The organism is Stenotrophomonas bentonitica, assembly GCF_013185915.1.
GTDB lineage: Bacteria > Pseudomonadota > Gammaproteobacteria > Xanthomonadales > Xanthomonadaceae > Stenotrophomonas > Stenotrophomonas bentonitica.
The window spans coordinates 1,328,514-1,346,368 of sequence record NZ_JAAZUH010000001.1; the positions used below are offsets into that span (position 1 = coordinate 1,328,514).

The 17,855-nt window shown below is 68.2% G+C and carries 15 protein-coding genes; 8 read left to right on the top strand and 7 right to left on the bottom strand.

Features of this window, described 5'->3' with window-relative positions:
* Positions 1-38: 38 nt before the first annotated feature.
* The 5 genes from prpF to prpB form a co-directional block, all read right to left on the bottom strand.
* Positions 39-1,229 (bottom strand): 2-methylaconitate cis-trans isomerase PrpF, encoded by a 1,191-nt coding sequence (gene prpF, locus HGB51_RS05945; protein WP_070207117.1) that lies wholly within the window; start codon positions 1,227-1,229, stop codon positions 39-41.
* 354 nt (positions 1,230-1,583) lie between these two features.
* Positions 1,584-1,841 carry a type II toxin-antitoxin system ParD family antitoxin gene (locus tag HGB51_RS05955; RefSeq protein WP_070207140.1) on the bottom strand — a complete coding sequence of 86 codons (258 nt, stop codon included), beginning with the start codon at positions 1,839-1,841 and terminating at the stop codon, positions 1,584-1,586.
* Between the two features lie 103 nt (positions 1,842-1,944).
* Positions 1,945-4,563, bottom strand: coding sequence for a Fe/S-dependent 2-methylisocitrate dehydratase AcnD (gene acnD, locus HGB51_RS05960; protein ID WP_070207141.1), 2,619 nt, complete (start codon positions 4,561-4,563; stop codon positions 1,945-1,947).
* Positions 4,564-4,671: 108 nt separating this feature from the next.
* Positions 4,672-5,829 (bottom strand): bifunctional 2-methylcitrate synthase/citrate synthase, encoded by a 1,158-nt coding sequence (gene prpC, locus HGB51_RS05965; protein ID WP_070207118.1) that lies wholly within the window; start codon positions 5,827-5,829, stop codon positions 4,672-4,674.
* A 28-nt stretch (positions 5,830-5,857) separates the two neighbouring features.
* Entirely contained in the window at positions 5,858-6,757 is a 900-nt protein-coding gene (gene prpB, locus HGB51_RS05970; RefSeq protein WP_084738883.1) for a methylisocitrate lyase, read from the bottom strand.
* Between the two features lie 155 nt (positions 6,758-6,912).
* Here prpB and prpR point away from each other — a divergent pair, with 155 nt between their 5' ends.
* Positions 6,913-8,502, top strand: coding sequence for a propionate catabolism operon regulatory protein PrpR (gene prpR, locus HGB51_RS05975; RefSeq protein ID WP_070207142.1), 1,590 nt, complete (start codon positions 6,913-6,915; stop codon positions 8,500-8,502).
* 468 nt (positions 8,503-8,970) lie between these two features.
* On the top strand, positions 8,971-11,559 hold the full coding sequence (locus HGB51_RS05980) for a hypothetical protein (RefSeq protein WP_141739074.1): 2,589 nt from the start codon (positions 8,971-8,973) through the stop codon (positions 11,557-11,559).
* Positions 11,560-11,610: 51 nt separating this feature from the next.
* Here HGB51_RS05980 and pdxH read toward each other — a convergent pair whose 3' ends face one another.
* The gene (gene pdxH / locus HGB51_RS05985; protein ID WP_070207121.1) at positions 11,611-12,210 is read right to left on the bottom strand and encodes a pyridoxamine 5'-phosphate oxidase; all 600 of its coding nucleotides are present in this window, start codon (positions 12,208-12,210) and stop codon (positions 11,611-11,613) included.
* A gap of 41 nt (positions 12,211-12,251) precedes the next feature.
* On the opposite strand from pdxH, the gene HGB51_RS05990 reads away from it, so the two are divergent.
* Positions 12,252-13,082 carry a kinase gene (locus HGB51_RS05990; protein ID WP_070207122.1) on the top strand — a complete coding sequence of 277 codons (831 nt, stop codon included), beginning with the start codon at positions 12,252-12,254 and terminating at the stop codon, positions 13,080-13,082.
* Between the two features lie 19 nt (positions 13,083-13,101).
* Here HGB51_RS05990 and HGB51_RS05995 read toward each other — a convergent pair whose 3' ends face one another.
* Positions 13,102-13,305: a dodecin family protein gene (locus tag HGB51_RS05995; RefSeq protein WP_070207123.1), complete on the bottom strand. Its 204-nt coding sequence runs from the start codon at positions 13,303-13,305 to the stop codon at positions 13,102-13,104.
* A gap of 95 nt (positions 13,306-13,400) precedes the next feature.
* Here HGB51_RS05995 and HGB51_RS06000 point away from each other — a divergent pair, with 95 nt between their 5' ends.
* The 5 genes from HGB51_RS06000 to mdtD are packed head-to-tail and all read left to right on the top strand — an operon-like array spanning position 13,401 to position 17,837.
* Complete coding sequence (locus HGB51_RS06000; protein ID WP_070207124.1) at positions 13,401-13,943, top strand: shikimate kinase; 543 nt, start codon at positions 13,401-13,403, stop codon at positions 13,941-13,943.
* On the top strand, positions 13,940-15,049 hold the full coding sequence (aroB, locus tag HGB51_RS06005) for a 3-dehydroquinate synthase (RefSeq protein ID WP_070207125.1): 1,110 nt from the start codon (positions 13,940-13,942) through the stop codon (positions 15,047-15,049). Before HGB51_RS06000 ends, aroB begins: the two co-directional genes overlap by 4 nt.
* Positions 15,050-15,098: 49 nt before the next feature.
* Positions 15,099-15,353 carry a WGR domain-containing protein gene (locus HGB51_RS06010; RefSeq protein WP_070207126.1) on the top strand — a complete coding sequence of 85 codons (255 nt, stop codon included), beginning with the start codon at positions 15,099-15,101 and terminating at the stop codon, positions 15,351-15,353.
* Positions 15,350-16,423 carry a uroporphyrinogen decarboxylase gene (hemE, locus tag HGB51_RS06015; RefSeq protein ID WP_070207127.1) on the top strand — a complete coding sequence of 358 codons (1,074 nt, stop codon included), beginning with the start codon at positions 15,350-15,352 and terminating at the stop codon, positions 16,421-16,423. Before HGB51_RS06010 ends, hemE begins: the two co-directional genes overlap by 4 nt.
* A 10-nt stretch (positions 16,424-16,433) precedes the next feature.
* On the top strand, positions 16,434-17,837 hold the full coding sequence (gene mdtD / locus HGB51_RS06020) for a multidrug transporter subunit MdtD (RefSeq protein WP_070207128.1): 1,404 nt from the start codon (positions 16,434-16,436) through the stop codon (positions 17,835-17,837).
* Positions 17,838-17,855: the final 18 nt, after the last annotated feature.

Here is a 17,855-nt window from a genome sequence, read left to right on the forward strand (position 1 = left end):
GCCATGCGTGTCCCACGCGGTGCCCGAATCATTCGCGATTAAACGGTGCCGGCCGGCACCCGCACCTGCCCTTCCATCAACACCCGGGCGCTGCGGCTCATGATCGCCTTGGTCACCGTCCACTGGCCGTCGACCAGGCGGGCCTCGGCGCCTACGCGCAGGGTGCCGGAGGGATGACCGAAGGTCACCGCGCCGCGCTCGCCGCCCCCGGCCGCCAGGTTGACCAGGGTGCCGGGAATGGCGGCTGCGGTACCAATCGCCACCGCCGCGGTGCCCATCATGGCGTGGTGCAGCTTGCCCATCGACAGCGCGCGCGCGTGCAGGTCGATGTAGCCGGCACGGATCTGCTTGCCGCTGGAGGACACGTAGTCCTGCGCCGGCGCCACGAATGCCACCTTGGGCGTGTGCTGGCGGGTGGCGGCCTGGTCGATGTGGTCGATCAACCCCATGCGCACCGCACCGTGCGCGCGGATCGCCTCGAACCGGGCCAGCGCGGCCTTGTCGTCGTTGATCGCGGGCTGCAGCTCGGTTCCGGTGTAGCCGAGGTCGGCGGCGTTGAGGAAGATGGTCGGGATGCCGGCGGTGATCATGGTCACCTGGAAGCTGCCCACGCCGGGCACCTCCAGGGTATCGACCAGGTTGCCGGTCGGGAACATCGAACCGCCCTCGCCTTCACCGTCGTCGGACGGGTCGAGGAATTCCAGCGCGATCTCGGCCGCGGGGAAGGTCACCCCGTCCAGCTCGAAGTCGCCGATCTCCTGAACCTGGCCGTCCACCACCGGCACGTGGGCCAGGATGGTCTTGCCGATGTTTGCCTGCCAGATCCGCACGGTGCAGGTGCCGTTGTGCGGGACGCGCGACGGGTCGATCAACCCGTTGCTGATCGCAAACGGACCCACTGCGGTACTGAGGTTGCCGCAGTTGCCGCTCCAGTCCACGAACGCGGTGTCGATGGACACCTGGCCGTACAGGTAGTCCACATCGTGGTCCGGAACGGACGCTTCAGAAATGATCACGCACTTGCTGGTGCTCGAGGTCGCCCCGCCCATGCCGTCGGTGTGCTTGCCATACGGGTCCGGCGAGCCGATCACGCGCATCAGCAGCGCGTCGCGCGCCGTGCCGGACTGCTGAGCGGCGGCCGGCAGATCCTGCAGGCGGAAGAACACACCCTTGCTGGTACCACCGCGCATGTAGGTGGCGGGAATGCGGAGCTGGGGAAGACTATTCATGAGATGGGGAACCAGAAGGAAAGGTCATCGATGTACATCTGTTTACTCGTCAGATCCCAACAGATCATCCAGCCCGCGTGAGGCGTCCCACACCCTGACTACTTGAATGCAGGAAGGCAGATCGAAGTAGTAGACGAGGTAGCGGTCGAAACTGGAGACCACACTGAAACGAAGCGGGCCCGACACTCCGTCAACGACGTCGGCATGACGCAATGAACCTGACGAAGGAAATTCTGAAAGCCGAGCCAGTACAGCGTCGACAGCGGCAATGAAGCGCTCGCCCAGTGCCAGCCCCCCCGACCTGCATACCAGTACGCCCCATCGGCAACGTCCTGCCTCGCGCTCGGGCGCCACTCAATCGGCTTCACGTCGCAAACGCTCCGCTAGTTCCTGGCGCAACTGCACGAATGTGTCAGGCGTGACCGGCACGGCAGGACCGGACGCCACACCTTCAGCGATCAACTGCCGCAGCAGGTTCTCGGCCTTGGCACGTTGACGCTGCCGAATCAGGTCGCGAACGTAGTCGGAGGTACTGGAGTAACCGCCCTCACTGACTTCTTCGTCGACAAATTGCTTCAAGGGATCGCTGAGCGAGATGTTCATCGTAGCCATGGGAGTCTCTTTGGCAATTATTGCCATAGATGGTGCGCCTGCGGCCGGGTGGCCGCAAGCGCGCTCCGTTCATCGTTCAGGTTGGCGCACCGTTCGCCCTTTTTTACGCCACCTGGGCGGATTCCAGGAAGTCTTGGGCGAAGCGCTGCAGCACGCCGCCGGCTTCGTAAATGGCCACTTCTTCGTCGCTGTCCAAGCGGCAGGTGACCGGTACCAGCACCTGGGTGCCGTCGCGGCGCTTCACGACCAGGGTGAGGTCGGCGCGCGGGGTGCGCTCGCCGATCACGTCGAAGGTTTCGGTGCCGTCGATGCCCACGGTCAGGCGCGTGGTGCCCGGCTTGAACTCCAGCGGCAGCACGCCCATGCCGATCAGGTTGGTGCGGTGGATGCGCTCGAAGCCTTCGGCGACGATGGCTTCCACGCCGGCAAGGCGCACGCCCTTGGCGGCCCAGTCGCGCGAGCTGCCCTGGCCGTAGTCGGCACCGGCGATGATGATCAGCGGCTGCTTGCGCGCCATGTAGGTTTCAATCGCTTCCCACATGCGCATGACCTTGCCTTCCGGCTCGACCCGGGCCAGCGACCCCTGCTTCACGGTGCCGTCTTCGTTGCGCACCATTTCATTGAACAGCTTCGGGTTGGCGAAGGTGGCGCGCTGCGCGGTCAGATGGTCGCCGCGATGGGTCGCATAGGAATTGAAGTCTTCCTCGGGCAGGCCCATCTTCGCCAGGTACTCACCGGCGGCGCTGGAGGCCAGGATCGCATTCGAGGGCGAGAGGTGGTCGGTGGTGATGTTGTCGGGCAGCACCGCCAACGCACGCATGCCGGCCAGCGTGCGTTCGCCCGCCAGCGCACCTTCCCAGTACGGCGGGCGGCGGATGTAGGTGCTCTGCGGGCGCCAGTCGTACAACGGGCTGACCTGCGAGCTGTATTCCACGCGCACGTTGAACATCGGGTTGTAGACGCTGCGGAACTGCTCGGGCTTGACCGCCGCCTTCACCACCGCGTCGATCTCGGCGTCGCTGGGCCAGATGTCCTTGAGGCGGACCTCGTTGCCCTGCGCATCCACGCCCAGCACGTCCTTTTCGATGTCGAAGCGCACCGTGCCGGCAATCGCGTAGGCGATCACCAGCGGCGGCGAGGCCAGGAAGGCCTGCTTGGCATAGGGGTGGATGCGGCCGTCGAAGTTGCGGTTGCCCGACAGCACGGCGGTGGCGTACAGGTCGCGGTCGATGATCTCCTGCTGGATCGCCGGATCCAGCGCGCCACTCATGCCGTTGCAGGTGGTGCAGGCGAACGCGACGATGCCGAAGCCGAGCTTTTCCAGGTCCGGCAGCAGGCCGGCTTCTTCCAGGTACAGCTGCACGGCCTTGGAACCCGGTGCCAACGAGGACTTCACCCACGGCTTGCGCAGCAGGCCGCGCTCGTTCGCCTTGCGCGCCAGCAGGCCGGCGGCGATCACGTTGCGTGGGTTGGAAGTGTTGGTGCAGCTGGTGATGGCGGCGATGATCACCGCGCCGTCCGGCATCAGGCCCTGGGCCTGCTCGGCCTTGCCCGCTTCCAGCTTGGCGGCGTCGGCGATGCCGCGCTCGGCCAGTGCGCTGACCGGCAGGCGGCGGTGCGGATTGCTCGGGCCGGCCATGTTGCGGACCACGCTGGACAGGTCGAAGCTCAGCACGCGCGGGTACTGCGCGGTGACCAGATCGTCGGCCCACAGGCCGGTGGTGCGCGCGTAGTTTTCCACCAGTGCCAGCTGCGCTTCCTCGCGACCGGTCAGGCGCAGGTAGTCGATGGTCTGGCTGTCGATGTAGAACATCGCCGCAGTGGCGCCGTATTCGGGGCACATGTTGGAGATGGTGGCGCGGTCGCCGATGGTCAGCGCGGCGGCGCCTTCGCCGTAGAACTCCAGCCACGCACCGACCACGCGCTGCGCCCGCAGGAACTCGGTCAGGGCCAGCACCACGTCGGTGGCGGTAATGCCCGGCTGCGGCTTGCCGGTGAGCTCAACGCCCACGATGTCGGGCAGGCGCATCCACGAGGCGCGGCCGAGCATGACATTCTCGGCTTCCAGGCCGCCCACGCCGATCGCGATCACGCCCAGCGCGTCCACGTGCGGGGTGTGGCTGTCGGTGCCGACGCAGGTGTCCGGGAAGGCCACGCCGTCCTTGACGTAGATCACCGGCGACATTTTCTCCAGGTTGATCTGGTGCATGATCCCGTTGCCCGGCGGAATCACGTCCACGTTCTGGAAGGCCTGCTTGGTCCAGTCGATGAAGTGGAAGCGGTCTTCGTTGCGGCGGTCTTCGATGGCGCGGTTCTTCTCGAACGCCTGCGGGTCGTAGCCGCCGCATTCCACCGCCAGCGAGTGGTCCACGATCAGCTGCACCGGCACCACCGGGTTGACCTTGGCCGGGTCGCCACCGCCGTCGGCGATGGCATCGCGCAGGCCGGCCAGGTCGACCAGTGCGGTCTGTCCGAGGATGTCGTGGCAGACCACGCGGGCCGGGAACCACGGGAAATCGAGGTCCTGGCGGCGCTCGATCAGCTGCCGCAGCGAGGCTTCAAGGGTGGCCGGGTCGCAGCGGCGCACCAGGTTTTCCGCCAGAACGCGCGAGACATACGGCAGCGTGGCATAGGCGCCGGGCTGGATCGCGTCGACCGCGGCCCGGGTATCGAAATAGTCCAGCGCGGTGCCGGGGAGGTTCTTGCGGTAGAGCGTATTCAAGGAAGTCATGGCTGGCGTTTGCTGCAGGTTGGCGGGCCGGAGGGAAGGTTCCGGAAGGCCGGCCAACGGCCGGCGCTACCGAGGGGCGGCCGCAGCCGCCCCTCACCATCACTTGCGTTCGTCGATCGGCACGAAGGCCTGGTCTTCCGGCCCGGTGTAGTTGGCGCTGGGGCGGATGATCTTGCCGTCGATGCGCTGTTCGATCACGTGCGCGCTCCAGCCGGAGGTGCGGGCGATCACGAACAGGGGGGTGAACATGGCGGTCGGCACGCCCATCATGTGGTAGCTCACCGCGCTGAACCAGTCCAGGTTCGGGAACATCTTCTTGATGTCCCACATCACCGATTCCAGGCGCTCGGCGATGTCGTACATCTTCAGGTTGCCCTGCTCGGCCGACAGCTCGCGGGCCACGTCCTTGATCACGTTGTTGCGCGGATCGCTGACCGTGTACACCGGATGGCCGAAGCCGATCACCACTTCCTTGCGCTCGACGCGGGCCTTGATGTCCGCCTCGGCCTCGTCCGGGGAGTCGTAGCGCTTCTGCACTTCGAACGCCACTTCATTGGCGCCGCCATGCTTGGGACCGCGCAGCGCGCCGATGCCACCGGTGATGCAGCTGTACATGTCGCTGCCGGTGCCGGCGATGACGCGGCAGGTGAAGGTGGACGCGTTGAACTCGTGCTCGGCGTACAGGATCAGCGAGGTGTGCATCGCCTTGACCCAGGACTGCTGCGGCGGCACGCCGTGCAGCAGGTGCAGGAAGTGGCCACCGATGGAATCGTCGTCGGTCTCCACGTCGATGGCGCGGCCGTTGTGGCTCCAGTGGTACCAGTACAGCAGCATCGAGCCCAGGCAGGCCATCAGCTTGTCGGCGATGTCGCGCGCGCCGGAATGGTTGTGGTCGTCCTTCTCCGGCGACACGCAGCCGAGCACGGACACGCCGGTACGCATCACGTCCATCGGGTGCGCCGACGGCGGCAGCTCTTCCAGGGCGGCCTTGACCGCGGCCGGAATGCCGCGCAGCGACTTCAGCTTGGCCTTGTAGGCGGCCAGTTCGGCGCGGTTGGGCAGCTTGCCGTGCACCAGCAGGTGGGCGATTTCCTCGAACTCGCTGGTGTTGGCCAGGTCCAGGATGTCATAGCCACGGTAGTGCAGGTCGTTGCCGCTGCGGCCGACGGTGCACAGTGCGGTGTTTCCGGCGGCGGTACCCGACAGGGCGACGGACTTCTTCGGCTTGAAGCCGGGGGCGGTGGTTGCTTCGCTCATGATCCCTCCAGAAAACAATGGTGCGACGTTACTTCTTGGCGGCGAACAGCGCATCGAGCTGCTGCTCGAAGGCGTGGTAGCCGATACGGTCGTACAGTTCCTCGCGCGTCTGCATGGCGTCCACCACGTTCTTCTGGTGGCCATCGCGACGAATGGTCTCATACACGTTCTCGGCGGCCTTGTTGGCCGCGCGGAACGCCGAGAGCGGGAACAGCTGGATCGCCACGCCGGCCGAGGCCAGTTCGTCGCGGCTGAACAGCGGGGTCTTGCCGAATTCAGTGATGTTGGCCAGCACCGGCACCTTCACCGCGTCCACGAAACGGCGGTAGGTGGCCAGGTCGTACGCGGCCTCGGCGAAGATGCCGTCGGCGCCGGCCTCCACGCAGGCAATGGCGCGCTCGATCGCCGCGTCCACGCCGTCGACCTGGATGGCGTCGGTGCGGGCGATCAGGAAGAAATCGGGGTCGGTCTTGGCGTCGGCCGCAGCCTTGACCCGGTCGACCATCTCGCCCTGGGTCACGATCTCCTTGCCGGGACGATGGCCGCAGCGCTTGGCGCCGACCTGGTCTTCGATGTGGCAGGCGGCGGCGCCGGCCTTGATCAGCGACTTCACGGTGCGCGCGATGTTGAACGCGCTCGGCCCGAAGCCGGTGTCGATGTCGACCATCAGCGGCAGGTCGCAGACGTCGGTGATCCGGCGCACGTCGACCAGCACGTCTTCCAGGGTGTTGATGCCCAGGTCGGGCAGGCCCAGCGAGCCGGCCGCGACGCCGCCACCGGACAGGTAGATCGCGCGGTATCCGGCACGCTTGGCCAGCAGCGCGTGGTTGGCGTTGATCGCGCCGATCACCTGCAGCGGCGACTCAGCGGCCAGCGCTTCGCGAAAACGGGCGCCGGCGGAGGAAACAGGGGTGCTCATGGGCAACATTCCATCGTGGTTGACCCGTTACAGGGCGCAAGGGGCATGCCAACTGGCAAGTGATTGATTTTGTTCATCCGGGGCGTGGAACAAGCTGTTTCATCTTGAAACATTGAAACGCATGTAACATGCATGCAACTGAAACATGGCCCCGCCCGATGTCGATCCGCCTGCCTCGCCCCCGCCAGCCCGATCCCGACTCCGGCGCCCTGCCGGTGATCTGGACGGTCAGCGTGTCGCGCCTGACTGGGCTGCTCGGCGATGTGATTCCCGAATTCGACCGGCGCGCCCGCATCGTGCCGATCAACCTGGGCTTCGAAGAGGCGGTGGACGTGATCGGCCAGCGCCTGCGTCGGGAACACTGCGACGTGGTGATTGCCGGCGGCTCCAACGCGGCCTACCTGCGCAGCCGGCTGGAGGTGCCGCTGGTGCCGATCCAGGCCAACGGCTTCGACCTGATGGAAGCGTTGGCCAGGGCGCGACGGATCGCGCCGCGGATCGGGCTGGTTACCCATGCCAGCGACGTGCCCAGCTTCAACAGCTTCCAGCACAGCTTCGGGCTGGACATCGAGCATCGCCGCTTCGTCACCCGCGAAGACGCGCGCGACTGCATCGCCGACCTGCGTGCCAACGGCATTGAAGTGATCGTCGGCACCGGTATGGCCATCGACCATGCCGAACAGGTCGGGCTGCCCGGAGTGCTGCTGTACTCGGCCGACTCGGTGCGGCACGCGTTTGAACATGCGCTGGAACTGACCCAGACCCTGGCCCGCTCCGGTGCAGCGCCGCCGCGCCGGCGCGCTGCCGCCGCGCGCCGCGCAGAACGGCCGCTGTTGCTGGGCGATAGTGCGCCCATGCAACAGGTGCGCGAACGCATCGCGCTGTACGCGCCGCACGACAGCACCGTGCTGGTCACCGGCGCCACCGGCACCGGCAAGGAACTGGTCGCACGCCAGCTGCACGCGTCCAGCGGACGCAGCGGCCGCTTCGTGGCGCTGAACTGCGGGGCGATCAGCGAATCGCTGCTGGAAGCGGAGTTGTTCGGCTACACCGAAGGCGCGTTCACCGGCGCGCGCCGTGGCGGACGCGTCGGCCTGGTCGAGGCCGCCGACGGCGGCACCCTGTTCCTGGACGAGATCGGCGAACTGCCGCTGCCGTTGCAGACCCGGCTGCTGCGGGTGCTGGAGGAACGCGAAGTGCTGCGCGTGGGCGCCACCGAACCGACTCCGGTCGACGTCCGCGTGGTCGCTGCCACGTTGCAGGCACTGGAATCGCTGGTGCAGGCGCAACGTTTCCGCCGCGACCTGTACTACCGGCTGGCGGCCCTGCGCATTGCCCTGCCCACCCTGCAGGAACGGCCACAGGACGTGCCGGTGTTGCTGGAGCACTTCTTCCAGCAGCTCGGGCAACGTCCTTCGCCGCTGGATGAGGAGGCCACCCAGCGTCTCTGCGCGTATGCCTGGCCCGGCAACGTGCGCGAGCTGCGCAACCTGGTCGACCGGCTGCGCATCCATTGGCCGCTGCAGGCCGGAGCGCTCGGAGTGGCGCAGCTGCAAACCTGGTTGCCGGAACTGCAGCAGGCGCTCCCCGCCGCCGCAGGTGCAGCGTCCGCCCTTCCCGCCATCGCCACTCGCCCTTCCCCGACCGTGCTTCAGCAGTGGCTGGACGACCACCAGGGCAACCGTGAACAGCTGGCGGCACGCCTCGGCGTGTCGCGTACGACCCTGTGGCGCTGGCTGCGCGTTACAGGTTAACGCGCAACCTGCGCACCGCTGCAGGCGCTGACACGCAGATCGGGTGTCATCCGACATTGCACCGGGAAAATTCCGAAACCAATTCGCACCGATTCGGTTCTGCGACATGTTCATCATCACGCATGCTGCAAGTGCAGGAACCGACACCCGCCGCGGTTACCCGGTTTACTTGAACAGAGCGCGCCTATCGCACCGAAAGCGACATCAGTGCATTCGGCACCGTGAATGCCCTTGTTTTCAAGGCTGACGCGCTGCCCCCAGCAACTCCCCACGATTGATCGGAGCGATAGCACCATTCGCCTTTGGCCTGTTACGCGCCGCAAAGCGGGTTCATCAAGAAAAACCCCCAGTGAATTCTTTGCGAGAAGTGGAATGTGCAAGCCCGCGCGGCGCCGGTAGGTTCCGGAGCACACCGGCTGCCCTGCCTGCGCCGGTGCGACCTCCATCCACCCGCATCAGGAACGCCGCATGCCCCAAGCTCTCGCCAGGATCCTTCCCAGCTTCTTCGTCCACGCCGCCAAGCTGATGCGCACCCGGCGCGACACGCCCATCCCGGTCGCCCCGCATGGATTGCGGCGGATTCGGGTGATCGACATCACCAACCAGGCTTCGCTTGCGCTGCCGGCGCCCGTGCGGGTGAGCCGGATGCCAGCGGCTGCCGCCAACGCCGACCCGGCCGATCAGGCCGACGTTCCGCGCGCGCCCGGACCGGACGAAAACGCACTGGGCATCCTGACCGGGCAGATCCATGCCCTGCTCGACCAGGCCCGCACCGAAGCGCCGGCGGCGTTCGGCACGAAGCTGGATGCGCTGGCACTGGACCCGAAGGCGCCGCTGAACAGTCGCCAGGCCAGCCAGCTTCTGCGCGTGGTCAAGACCCTGCCCACCACTACGCCAGTGCGAACCCATGCACCTGCAGCGGAGCGCCTCAAGGTGCTGCGCAGCGCCCTGTACGACCTGACCCGGGCGGCACGTGCCGAAGCGATGCTGCACGAGCAGATCGCGCGGCATACCGAGCGCGAGCGCGTCAACGAACTGCCCGGCTCCCAGCGCAGCACCGGCACCGGCGGCATGCTCGGGGTGCGGTTCGGCCTGCCGGGTGCCGTCGACGCCGGGGTCGCGGGCGGCGCACGCACGGAAACCAGCACGGCGACCTTCGACGATCTGACCATCGGCACCGTGCGCAGTGCCACCGTGATGGCCGAGGCCAGCGCGCAGGCGAAGGTCGGGCCGGGGGTCGGGATCACCGGCACGCTCAGCGGTTACAGCACCGAAGGCGACGCGGACATTTCCATGTCGATGCGTACACGGGTACTGCGCCTGGCCCACGCGTCGGTGGCACGCCGGCTGGGCGGCAACGTCCTGCAGCGCGCGTACCAGCGTGTCACCGAGCCGCACCGCGACCGCTACGACGAGCGCACCAGCCGGGCGATGGCCTGGCAGTCCCGGCTGCCGATGCTGATGGGCGTCCGGGCCGGGGCGCAACCCCTGGCATTCGGCAAGCGCGGGATCCTGATCAAGGCCGGCATGACCACCCATGGCGGCGCAGTGACCGCTGCGGCCGGTTACGGCGTCGGGCAGCTCAGTGCCAGCGGCGCGCTCAGCCGGCTCGAACTGCGCGCGGCGCTGCCGACCCGGCTGACCGAGCTGGACGCGGAAGGCCTGCCCGCAGCCCAGGACGCGTCGATCCGCAGCGTGCTGGATGCGCGCGTATCGCACAGGGTGTCCAGCGTGCTCGACCGTGACCCGACGGGCAAGGCGGCGCCGGTCCCGGTCATGGAGACGGTGCGGTTGCTGATGCAGCACCCGCGGCACCCGGACGGGCTGGCCCAGCGGTTGAATGCCGTAGCGCAGACACGCACCGCGTTCGAGCACCTGCAGTCGCTGACCGCGCTCTCGCTGCGTTCACCGGAACTGGCGCGCGCGCCACTGGCCTCGCTGGCGCGCGACTGGGGAAGTACCGGCACCGCGTGCGAGCCGGTGATGATCGCCATGCTCGACACCCTGGCGTGGCTGCAGGCCGCGCCCGAACCGGACCCGGGCCCGGCGCATGCGCAGTGGACGTCGTTGCAGCGCACGGTGCAGGCGGATGCGCGCAGGATCCACGACACCACGCTTCCGCACGATCGCGAGTGGATCGACCGCGCCACCCAGGCGTTCCGCGAGCAGATCCAGCGCATCGCTACCACCCGCGGCACGCTGTCGCTGAGCACCGCACTGCCGTTGCTCAACATTGGCGGCACGGTGGACGTGGCCCGGCACGTCCGCCAGGATCCGGATCCGTGGCGTGACGGCAAGTACCTGGAGGTGACCGTGGCCGCATCCTTGGGGCCGGCGCTGGGCAGCATCCTGGCCGAAGTGGAACGCCAGGTGCCGGAATGGGGTGCGTTGCCCCTGCGCGAGGTCGAAGCGCTGATCGATCCGATCACGGCGAGCCTGGATGTGAGTGGCGAGGCCACCTGGCTGCTGCGGTTCTTCGAACCGACCTATCAGAAGGACCGGGATTTCCCCGCGTCGGCGCGCGGCAACCACGTGCACCTGACCCGCCTGACCACGGGCACGAAAAAAGAGATCGGGTTTACCGTGCCGGTGCCGGTGGGGCCCGGGGTCTTCCCGACCCTGTCGGCGCAGCACACCCGCGCCCAGCAGACCACCCGCGATGAACACCTCGGCGCCGGCAGCCTGCCCAGCGCGATGATGCGCTACCTCTCCAAATGCTCGGCCACCACGCCGCGCGAAGAGACCTGGGCGGCGCTGCTGGAAACGCACGGCGCCGACCTGGACCGGTTGGCAGACGCGCTGACCGACGCGGATTCGGTGCCGAGCCTGGAAGCAGACTTCTGGCTGCGACGCCAACCGGCCACCCACACCGGCGGCGCCACCACCCGCCGCGCCGTGCCCGATACCTCGACGCTGGACGCGTTCCGCCGCGAGGCCGACCGTACGACCCGGCGCGAACAGTTGTTCGCACTGTTCGAAGCGCTGGGCGGGATCACCACCCAGCAGAAGTCGATGTCGGACCTGATCGGTGCACTGACCCTGCCCGTGGTCGGCTGAGCCCCCATGGCTTCGGTGCGCCGGGGAGGGTGCACCGCAGACCGGGAGACCTCAGGGGTACAGCAGGCGCTTGCTCCACTGCCCTGCCGCGTCGACCTCATAGCACCAGCGCTCGTGCAGGCGGAACTGCGCGCCGTACCAGAACTCGATCCGGCGCGGCACCACGCGAAGCCCGCTCCAGCCATCCGGTCGCGGCACCTCACGCCCGTCGAAGCTGGATTCGGCGGTGGCCACGCGCGCATCGAATTCCTCGCGCGAGGCCAGCGTGCGCGACTGCAGCGAGGCCCACGCGCCGATCTGGCTCATGCGCGGACGCGAGGCGAAGTAGGCATCGGCCTCGGCGTCGCTGACCTGTTCCACCCCACCTTCGATGCGCACCTGGATGCCGGCCTCACGCAGGCTGCGCCACAGGAACAGCAGCGCGGCATGCGGGTTGGCCTGCAGCTCGCGGCCCTTGTGGCTGTCCAGGTGGGTGTAGAACACGAAGCCGCGCGCGTCGAACGACTTCAACAGAACCGTGCGCGCCGAGGGAATGCCTGCGGCCGTAGCGGTGGCCACGGTCATCGCGTTGGGTTCAATTTCGGCGCTGCGCTTGGCTTCTTCGAACAGCGCGGCGAAGGTGGACAGCGCTTCTGCATGGAGATCAGTCATGGTCGGTATCTTGCGGCTCGGTTTGGGTTTATTGTCACCGCATGCACGTTGCAGCGCACATGTCCCGGAACAAGGAATTTCCCGAAGCGCTGGTCGCGCAGGCGCTGGAGGATGCGCTGGCGGTGGACGCAGCGGTACCAGTATTGGCGATCAGCGGCCTGCAGGGCAGCGGCAAATCGACGCTGGCCGCACAGGTGGTCGCCCTGGCCGGGCAGCGAGGGCTGCGCGCGGCCACGCTGTCGATCGACGACTTCTACCTGACCCGCGCGCAGCGCCAGCGACTGGCGCGCCAGGTCCACCCGTTGCTGCTGACCCGTGGCCCGCCGGGCACACACGACCTGGAGCTGGCCCACGCCACGCTGGATGCCATTGCCGCGCGGCAGCCGGTAGCGTTGCCGCGCTTCGACAAACTGGCCGATGAGCGCATGCCCGCGTCGCAGTGGCCGCACGTGGAGGCCGCACTTGACCTGCTGGTCTTCGAGGGCTGGTTCCTGGGCACGCCGGCACAGGCCGAATCCGAACTGGACCCGCCGCTCAATGCGCTGGAACGCGAAGCCGACGCCGACGGCCGCTGGCGCCGCTGGTGCAACCAGGCGCTGGCCGAGCACTACCCTGCCCTGTGGCAGCGCTGCCACCGGCTGTGGTTCCTGCAACCGCCGGATTTTTCCGTGGTGCCGCGCTGGCGATGGCAGCAGGAGCAGAACCTGCAGGCCGCACACCCCGGGCGCAGCAGCATGAGCCGTGCGCAGCTGGACCGTTTCGTGCAGTACTACGAACGGGTCAGCCGCCAGGCCCTGCGCACCCTGCCGGAGCGGGCCGACCGGGTGGTGGTGCTGGACGAACACCGTGGAATCGTGTCCGCGCCGGGCTGAGCGCGGCACGAGGGCCACCTTACTTGACCACGAAGGTCACGCGCAGGTTGACCCGCCACTCGGTGATGTTGCCCGAGTCGTCGGTAACGACCTTGGTTTCGCCGATCCAGGCGCCTTTGATCCCCTTCACTGTTTCGCCGATCTTCTGCAAGCCAGTGCGGACCGCGTCTTCGACGCTGGTGGGGGACGCGGCGGTGATCTCGATGACCTTGGCTACTGACATGGACCTGCTCCGGTTGCGCGCGGGGGATTCCGCGCGGCCCACCATGGGGGTAAACGCGTAAAGGCCGCGACACGGAGGTGTTAGCATCACGGGTAATGAATCCCGCTCCGAACCTGATCCTGATTGGCCCGATGGGCGCCGGCAAGACCTGCATCGGGCGCCGCCTGGCCGAGCGCTTCACCCTGGACTTCGTGGACGCCGACCAAGCCATCGTGGACGCGGCCGGAGCCAGCATTCCCACCATTTTCGAGCACTCCGGCGAGGCCGGCTTCCGCCAGCACGAACGCCAGGTGCTGCAGCAGCTGCTGGCCGGCCAGGGCCAGCTGGTCTCCACCGGCGGCGGCGCGGTGCTGGACCCGGACAACCGCGCGGCAATCGCCCGGCGCGGCTTCGTGGTCTACCTGCGGGTCAGCGTGGCTGCCCAGCTGGAACGGCTGGCCCGCGACCGGACCCGGCCGCTGCTGCAGCGGCCCGACCGCGCGCAGGTGCTGGAACAGATGGCGAGCGTGCGCGACCCGCTGTACCAGGGGCTGGCCGACCTCACCCTCGACACCGATCTGTACACGCCGGGCGAGGCCACCGCGCAGCTGGTGCTGCGCCTGGCCACGCACTGGCAGCGACTGGAACCGACCGCATGACCGCTTCGCCCCGCAACGTCGCCGTAGGCGGCGACACCCCCTACACCATCCATATCGGCCCGGGCCTGCTCGGCCAGGGCGCGCTGCTGGCCCGCCATGTGCGCGGCCGCCACGTGCTGCTGCTCAGCGACTCCTCGGTGGCCCCGCTGTACCTGGCCGGGGTGAAGCAGGCGCTGCAGGCCGAACGCCCCGACCTGATCGTCGGCGAGCTGGTGCTGCCGGCCGGCGAGGCGTCCAAGACCCTGGCCAACTTCGGCGCGGCGATCACCGCGCTGGCCGCGCTGGGTGCCACCCGCGACGCCTGCGTGATGGCCCTGGGTGGCGGCGTCGCCGGCGACCTTGCCGGCTTCGCGGCCGCGTGCTGGATGCGTGGCGTGGACTGCGTCCAGCTGCCGACCTCGCTGCTGGCCATGGTGGACTCCTCGGTCGGCGGCAAGACCGCAGTGGACATCCCCGAAGGCAAGAACCTGGTGGGCGCGTTCCATCCGCCCCGCGCGGTGATCGCCGATACGACCGCGCTGCGCACGCTGCCGCCGCGCGAGCTGCGCGCCGGGCTGGCCGAGGTGATCAAGTACGGTGCGATCCGCGACCCGCTGTTCTTCCAGTGGCTGCAGACCGAGCACGCTGCACTGCTGGCCGGCGACGATGCCGCGCTGGCCCAGGCGATCGCGCGCAGCTGCGAACACAAGGCCGAGATTGTCGCGCGCGATCCGCTGGAACGGGGCGAGCGCGCCCTGCTGAACCTGGGCCACACCTTCGGCCATGCGATCGAGACCGAACAGGGCTACGGCGCGCCGGGCAACGACAACCTCAACCATGGCGAAGCCGTGGCGGTGGGCATGGTGCTGGCCGCGCGGCTGTCGGTCGAGCTCGGCATGAGCCATCCGGACGACACCGCGCGCCTGCGCGACCTGCTGCTGCGCTATGAGCTGCCGGTCGAGATTCCCGCCGGGCTGGATCCCGAAGCGCTGCTGGCGCGGATGCGGCTGGACAAGAAGAACGTGGCTGGCCGCCTGCGCCTGGTGCTGTGGCAGGGCATCGGCCGCGCGCAGGTGGTGTCCGACATCGACGAAGCCGACGTGCTGCGGGTGCTCCGGACCGGCTGAGCCGGCGCAGTGACGGCCGCGTTCCCGGTTCGCGGCTACAATCGTGGTCATGCACGTTTTCCTGCAGCACGCCCCGATCGGCACCGAGCGGGCCCACTATCTCGAGCTCACACTGGTGCCGGACCTGTTCGGCAGCTGGGAGTTGCTGCTCCAGTCGGGCCCGGTCGGCGGGCGCGCGCGACTGCGCCGCCAACAGTACGACACCCGGGCCGAGGCCCAGGCCGCCTTCGACAAGGCACGCGACGCCGAGCTGCGGCGCGGCTACCAGATCATCGAACGTTTACCCCAAGGACGCACCCCGTGACCGACCCTTCCCGCCACGATCGCCTGCTGCGCGCCCTGCGCCGCGAACCGGTGGACTGCACCCCCGTCTGGCTGATGCGCCAGGCCGGCCGCTACCTGCCGGAGTACCGCGCGACCCGGGCCAAGGCCGGCAGCTTCCTGGCGATGGCCAAGACTCCGGACATCGCCTGCGAAGTGACCCTGCAGCCCCTGCGCCGTTTCGATCTTGATGCAGCGATCCTGTTCTCGGACATCCTGACCATTCCCGATGCGATGGGGCTGGAACTGTATTTCGTGGAAGGCGAAGGCCCGAAGTTCCGGCACCCGGTGCGCGACACGGCGGCGATTGCCAGGCTGGCCGTGCCGGACATGGAAACCGAGCTGCGCTACGTGATGGACGCGGTGCGCGTGATCCGCCGCGAACTGGACGGCCGGGTGCCGCTGATCGGCTTCTCCGGCAGCCCGTGGACGCTGGCCTGCTACATGGTGGAAGGCGGCGGCAGCAAGGACTTCGCGCGGATCAAGGCGATGGCGCTGAACGAACCGGCCGCGCTGCACCAGCTGCTCTCGGTGGTGACCGACGCGGTGGTGGCCTACCTGGCCGCGCAGCGTGCGGCCGGTGCACAGGTGCTGCAGGTGTTCGACACCTGGGGAGGCGTGCTCAGCCCGGCCATGTACCGCGAATTCTCGCTGCGTTACCTGACCCGCATCGCGCGCGAACTGGAGCGCGGCGACGGCGAACAGCGCACCCCGCTGATCCTGTTCGGCAAGGGCACCGGGCTGCACCTGGGCGACCTGGCCGACACCGGCGCCGACGCGCTGGGCGTGGACTGGACCCTGGACCTGGCCGATGCGGTGGCCCGTACCGGCGGCCGCGTGGCGCTGCAGGGCAACCTGGACCCGGCGACGTTGTACGGCAACCCGGACGCGATCGAACGCGCCGCCGGGCAGGTGCTGGACAGCTACGCGCGCGGCAACGGCGGTTCGCGCGAGGGGCATGTGTTCAACCTTGGGCATGGCATGTCGCCGGACATGAATCCCGAACACGTGCAGGTGTTGGTGGAGGCCGTGCACCGCCTCAGCCAGCGCTGAGGTGACGGGCATGACGACGCTCAGCTACGCCTCGTTCCGGCCGTTGTTGTGGCTGGTGTCGCTGGCGATCTTCATGCAGATGCTGGACTCGACCATCGTCAACACCGCACTGCCGGCGATGGCGCGCAGCCTGGGCGAAAGTCCGCTGCAGATGCAGTCGGTGGTGTTCAGCTACGCACTGGCTGTGGCCACCTTCATTCCGGCCTCGGGCTGGATCGCCGACCGCTTCGGCACGCGCCGCACCTTCCTGGCCGCGATCATCCTGTTCACCCTGGGCTCGCTGGCCTGCGCGCTGGCCCAGACCCTGCACCAGCTGGTGGCCGCGCGCGTGCTGCAGGGCGTGGGCGGCGCCATGCTGCTGCCGGTGGGACGGCTGGCGGTGATGCGTTCGGTGTCGCGCGAACAGTTCCTGCGCGCGATGAGCTTCATCGCCATTCCGGCGCTGGTCGGTCCGTTGATCGGCCCCACGCTGGGCGGCTGGCTGGTCGAAGTGGCGTCGTGGCACTGGGTGTTCCTGATCAACCTGCCGATCGGCGTGATCGGCTACCTGGCCGCACTCAAGGTCATGCCCGACCACTACGCCGAACACCGCACCCGGTTCGACATCGCCGGCTACCTGATGCTCGCCTTCGGCATGGTGGTGTTGTCGCTGGCGCTGGACGGCATTTCCGGCATGGGCACGCCGCATGCGCTGGTGATGCTGATGACGGTGGCCGGGCTGGCCGCACTGGTCGGCTACTGGCTGCATGCCGCCAACTCGACCGCGCCGCTGTTTTCGCTGGCGCTGTTCCACGTGCCCAGCTACCGCATCGGCATCCTCGGCAACCTGTTCTCGCGGATCGGCAGCAGCGCGATGCCGCTGTTGATTCCGCTGCTGCTGCAGGTGGGCATGGGCATGAGTCCGATGAACGCCGGCCTGTTGATGATTCCCGTGGCCGCTGCCGGCATGCTGTCCAAGCGCTATGCGGTCAAGCTGGTGGAACGCTTCGGGTACCGCCGCGTGCTGATGGTCAACACGGTGCTGGTGGGCATTGCCATGGCCAGTTTCATCTTCATGGTGCCAGGCCAGCCGATGTGGCTGCGCGTGGTGCAGCTGGCGGTGTTCGGCGCGGTCAACTCGCTGCAGTTCACCGTGATGAACACCGTGACCCTGCGCGACCTCGACCGCGACTTCGCCAGCTCGGGCAACAGCCTGCTGTCGATGGTGATGATGCTGGCCACCGGCTTCGGTGCAGCGGCCGCCGGCAGCCTGCTGGCCGCGTTCGGTCACCTCGACGCGCTGCACGGCGCCACCGCCGCCCTGCACGCCACCTTCGTCTGCGTCGGCGCGATCACCCTCACCTCCACCGTGATCTTCTGGCAGCTGCCTGATACCCGCCCGTCGCCGAGGGATGTGGAAGAAGTGGCCGAATAGGCCACTTCGTAGCAGCGG

What these genes read in the sequence shown, in the direction of transcription:
- prpC (WP_070207118.1), bottom strand. Translation starts at nt 5,829, where the DNA reads ATGAGCGAAGCAACCACCGCCCCCGGCTTCAAGCCGAAGAAGTCCGTC.
- prpB (WP_084738883.1), bottom strand. Translation starts at nt 6,757, where the DNA reads ATGTTGCCCATGAGCACCCCTGTTTCCTCCGCCGGCGCCCGTTTTCGC.
- HGB51_RS05990 (WP_070207122.1), top strand. Translation starts at nt 12,252, where the DNA reads ATGCACGTTGCAGCGCACATGTCCCGGAACAAGGAATTTCCCGAAGCG.
- aroB (WP_070207125.1), top strand. Translation starts at nt 13,940, where the DNA reads ATGACCGCTTCGCCCCGCAACGTCGCCGTAGGCGGCGACACCCCCTAC.
- HGB51_RS06010 (WP_070207126.1), top strand. Translation starts at nt 15,099, where the DNA reads ATGCACGTTTTCCTGCAGCACGCCCCGATCGGCACCGAGCGGGCCCAC.
- HGB51_RS05995 (WP_070207123.1), bottom strand. Translation starts at nt 13,305, where the DNA reads ATGTCAGTAGCCAAGGTCATCGAGATCACCGCCGCGTCCCCCACCAGC.
- HGB51_RS05955 (WP_070207140.1), bottom strand. Translation starts at nt 1,841, where the DNA reads ATGGCTACGATGAACATCTCGCTCAGCGATCCCTTGAAGCAATTTGTC.
- HGB51_RS06000 (WP_070207124.1), top strand. Translation starts at nt 13,401, where the DNA reads ATGAATCCCGCTCCGAACCTGATCCTGATTGGCCCGATGGGCGCCGGC.
- mdtD (WP_070207128.1), top strand. Translation starts at nt 16,434, where the DNA reads ATGACGACGCTCAGCTACGCCTCGTTCCGGCCGTTGTTGTGGCTGGTG.
- pdxH (WP_070207121.1), bottom strand. Translation starts at nt 12,210, where the DNA reads ATGACTGATCTCCATGCAGAAGCGCTGTCCACCTTCGCCGCGCTGTTC.
- HGB51_RS05980 (WP_141739074.1), top strand. Translation starts at nt 8,971, where the DNA reads ATGCCCCAAGCTCTCGCCAGGATCCTTCCCAGCTTCTTCGTCCACGCC.
- prpF (WP_070207117.1), bottom strand. Translation starts at nt 1,229, where the DNA reads ATGAATAGTCTTCCCCAGCTCCGCATTCCCGCCACCTACATGCGCGGT.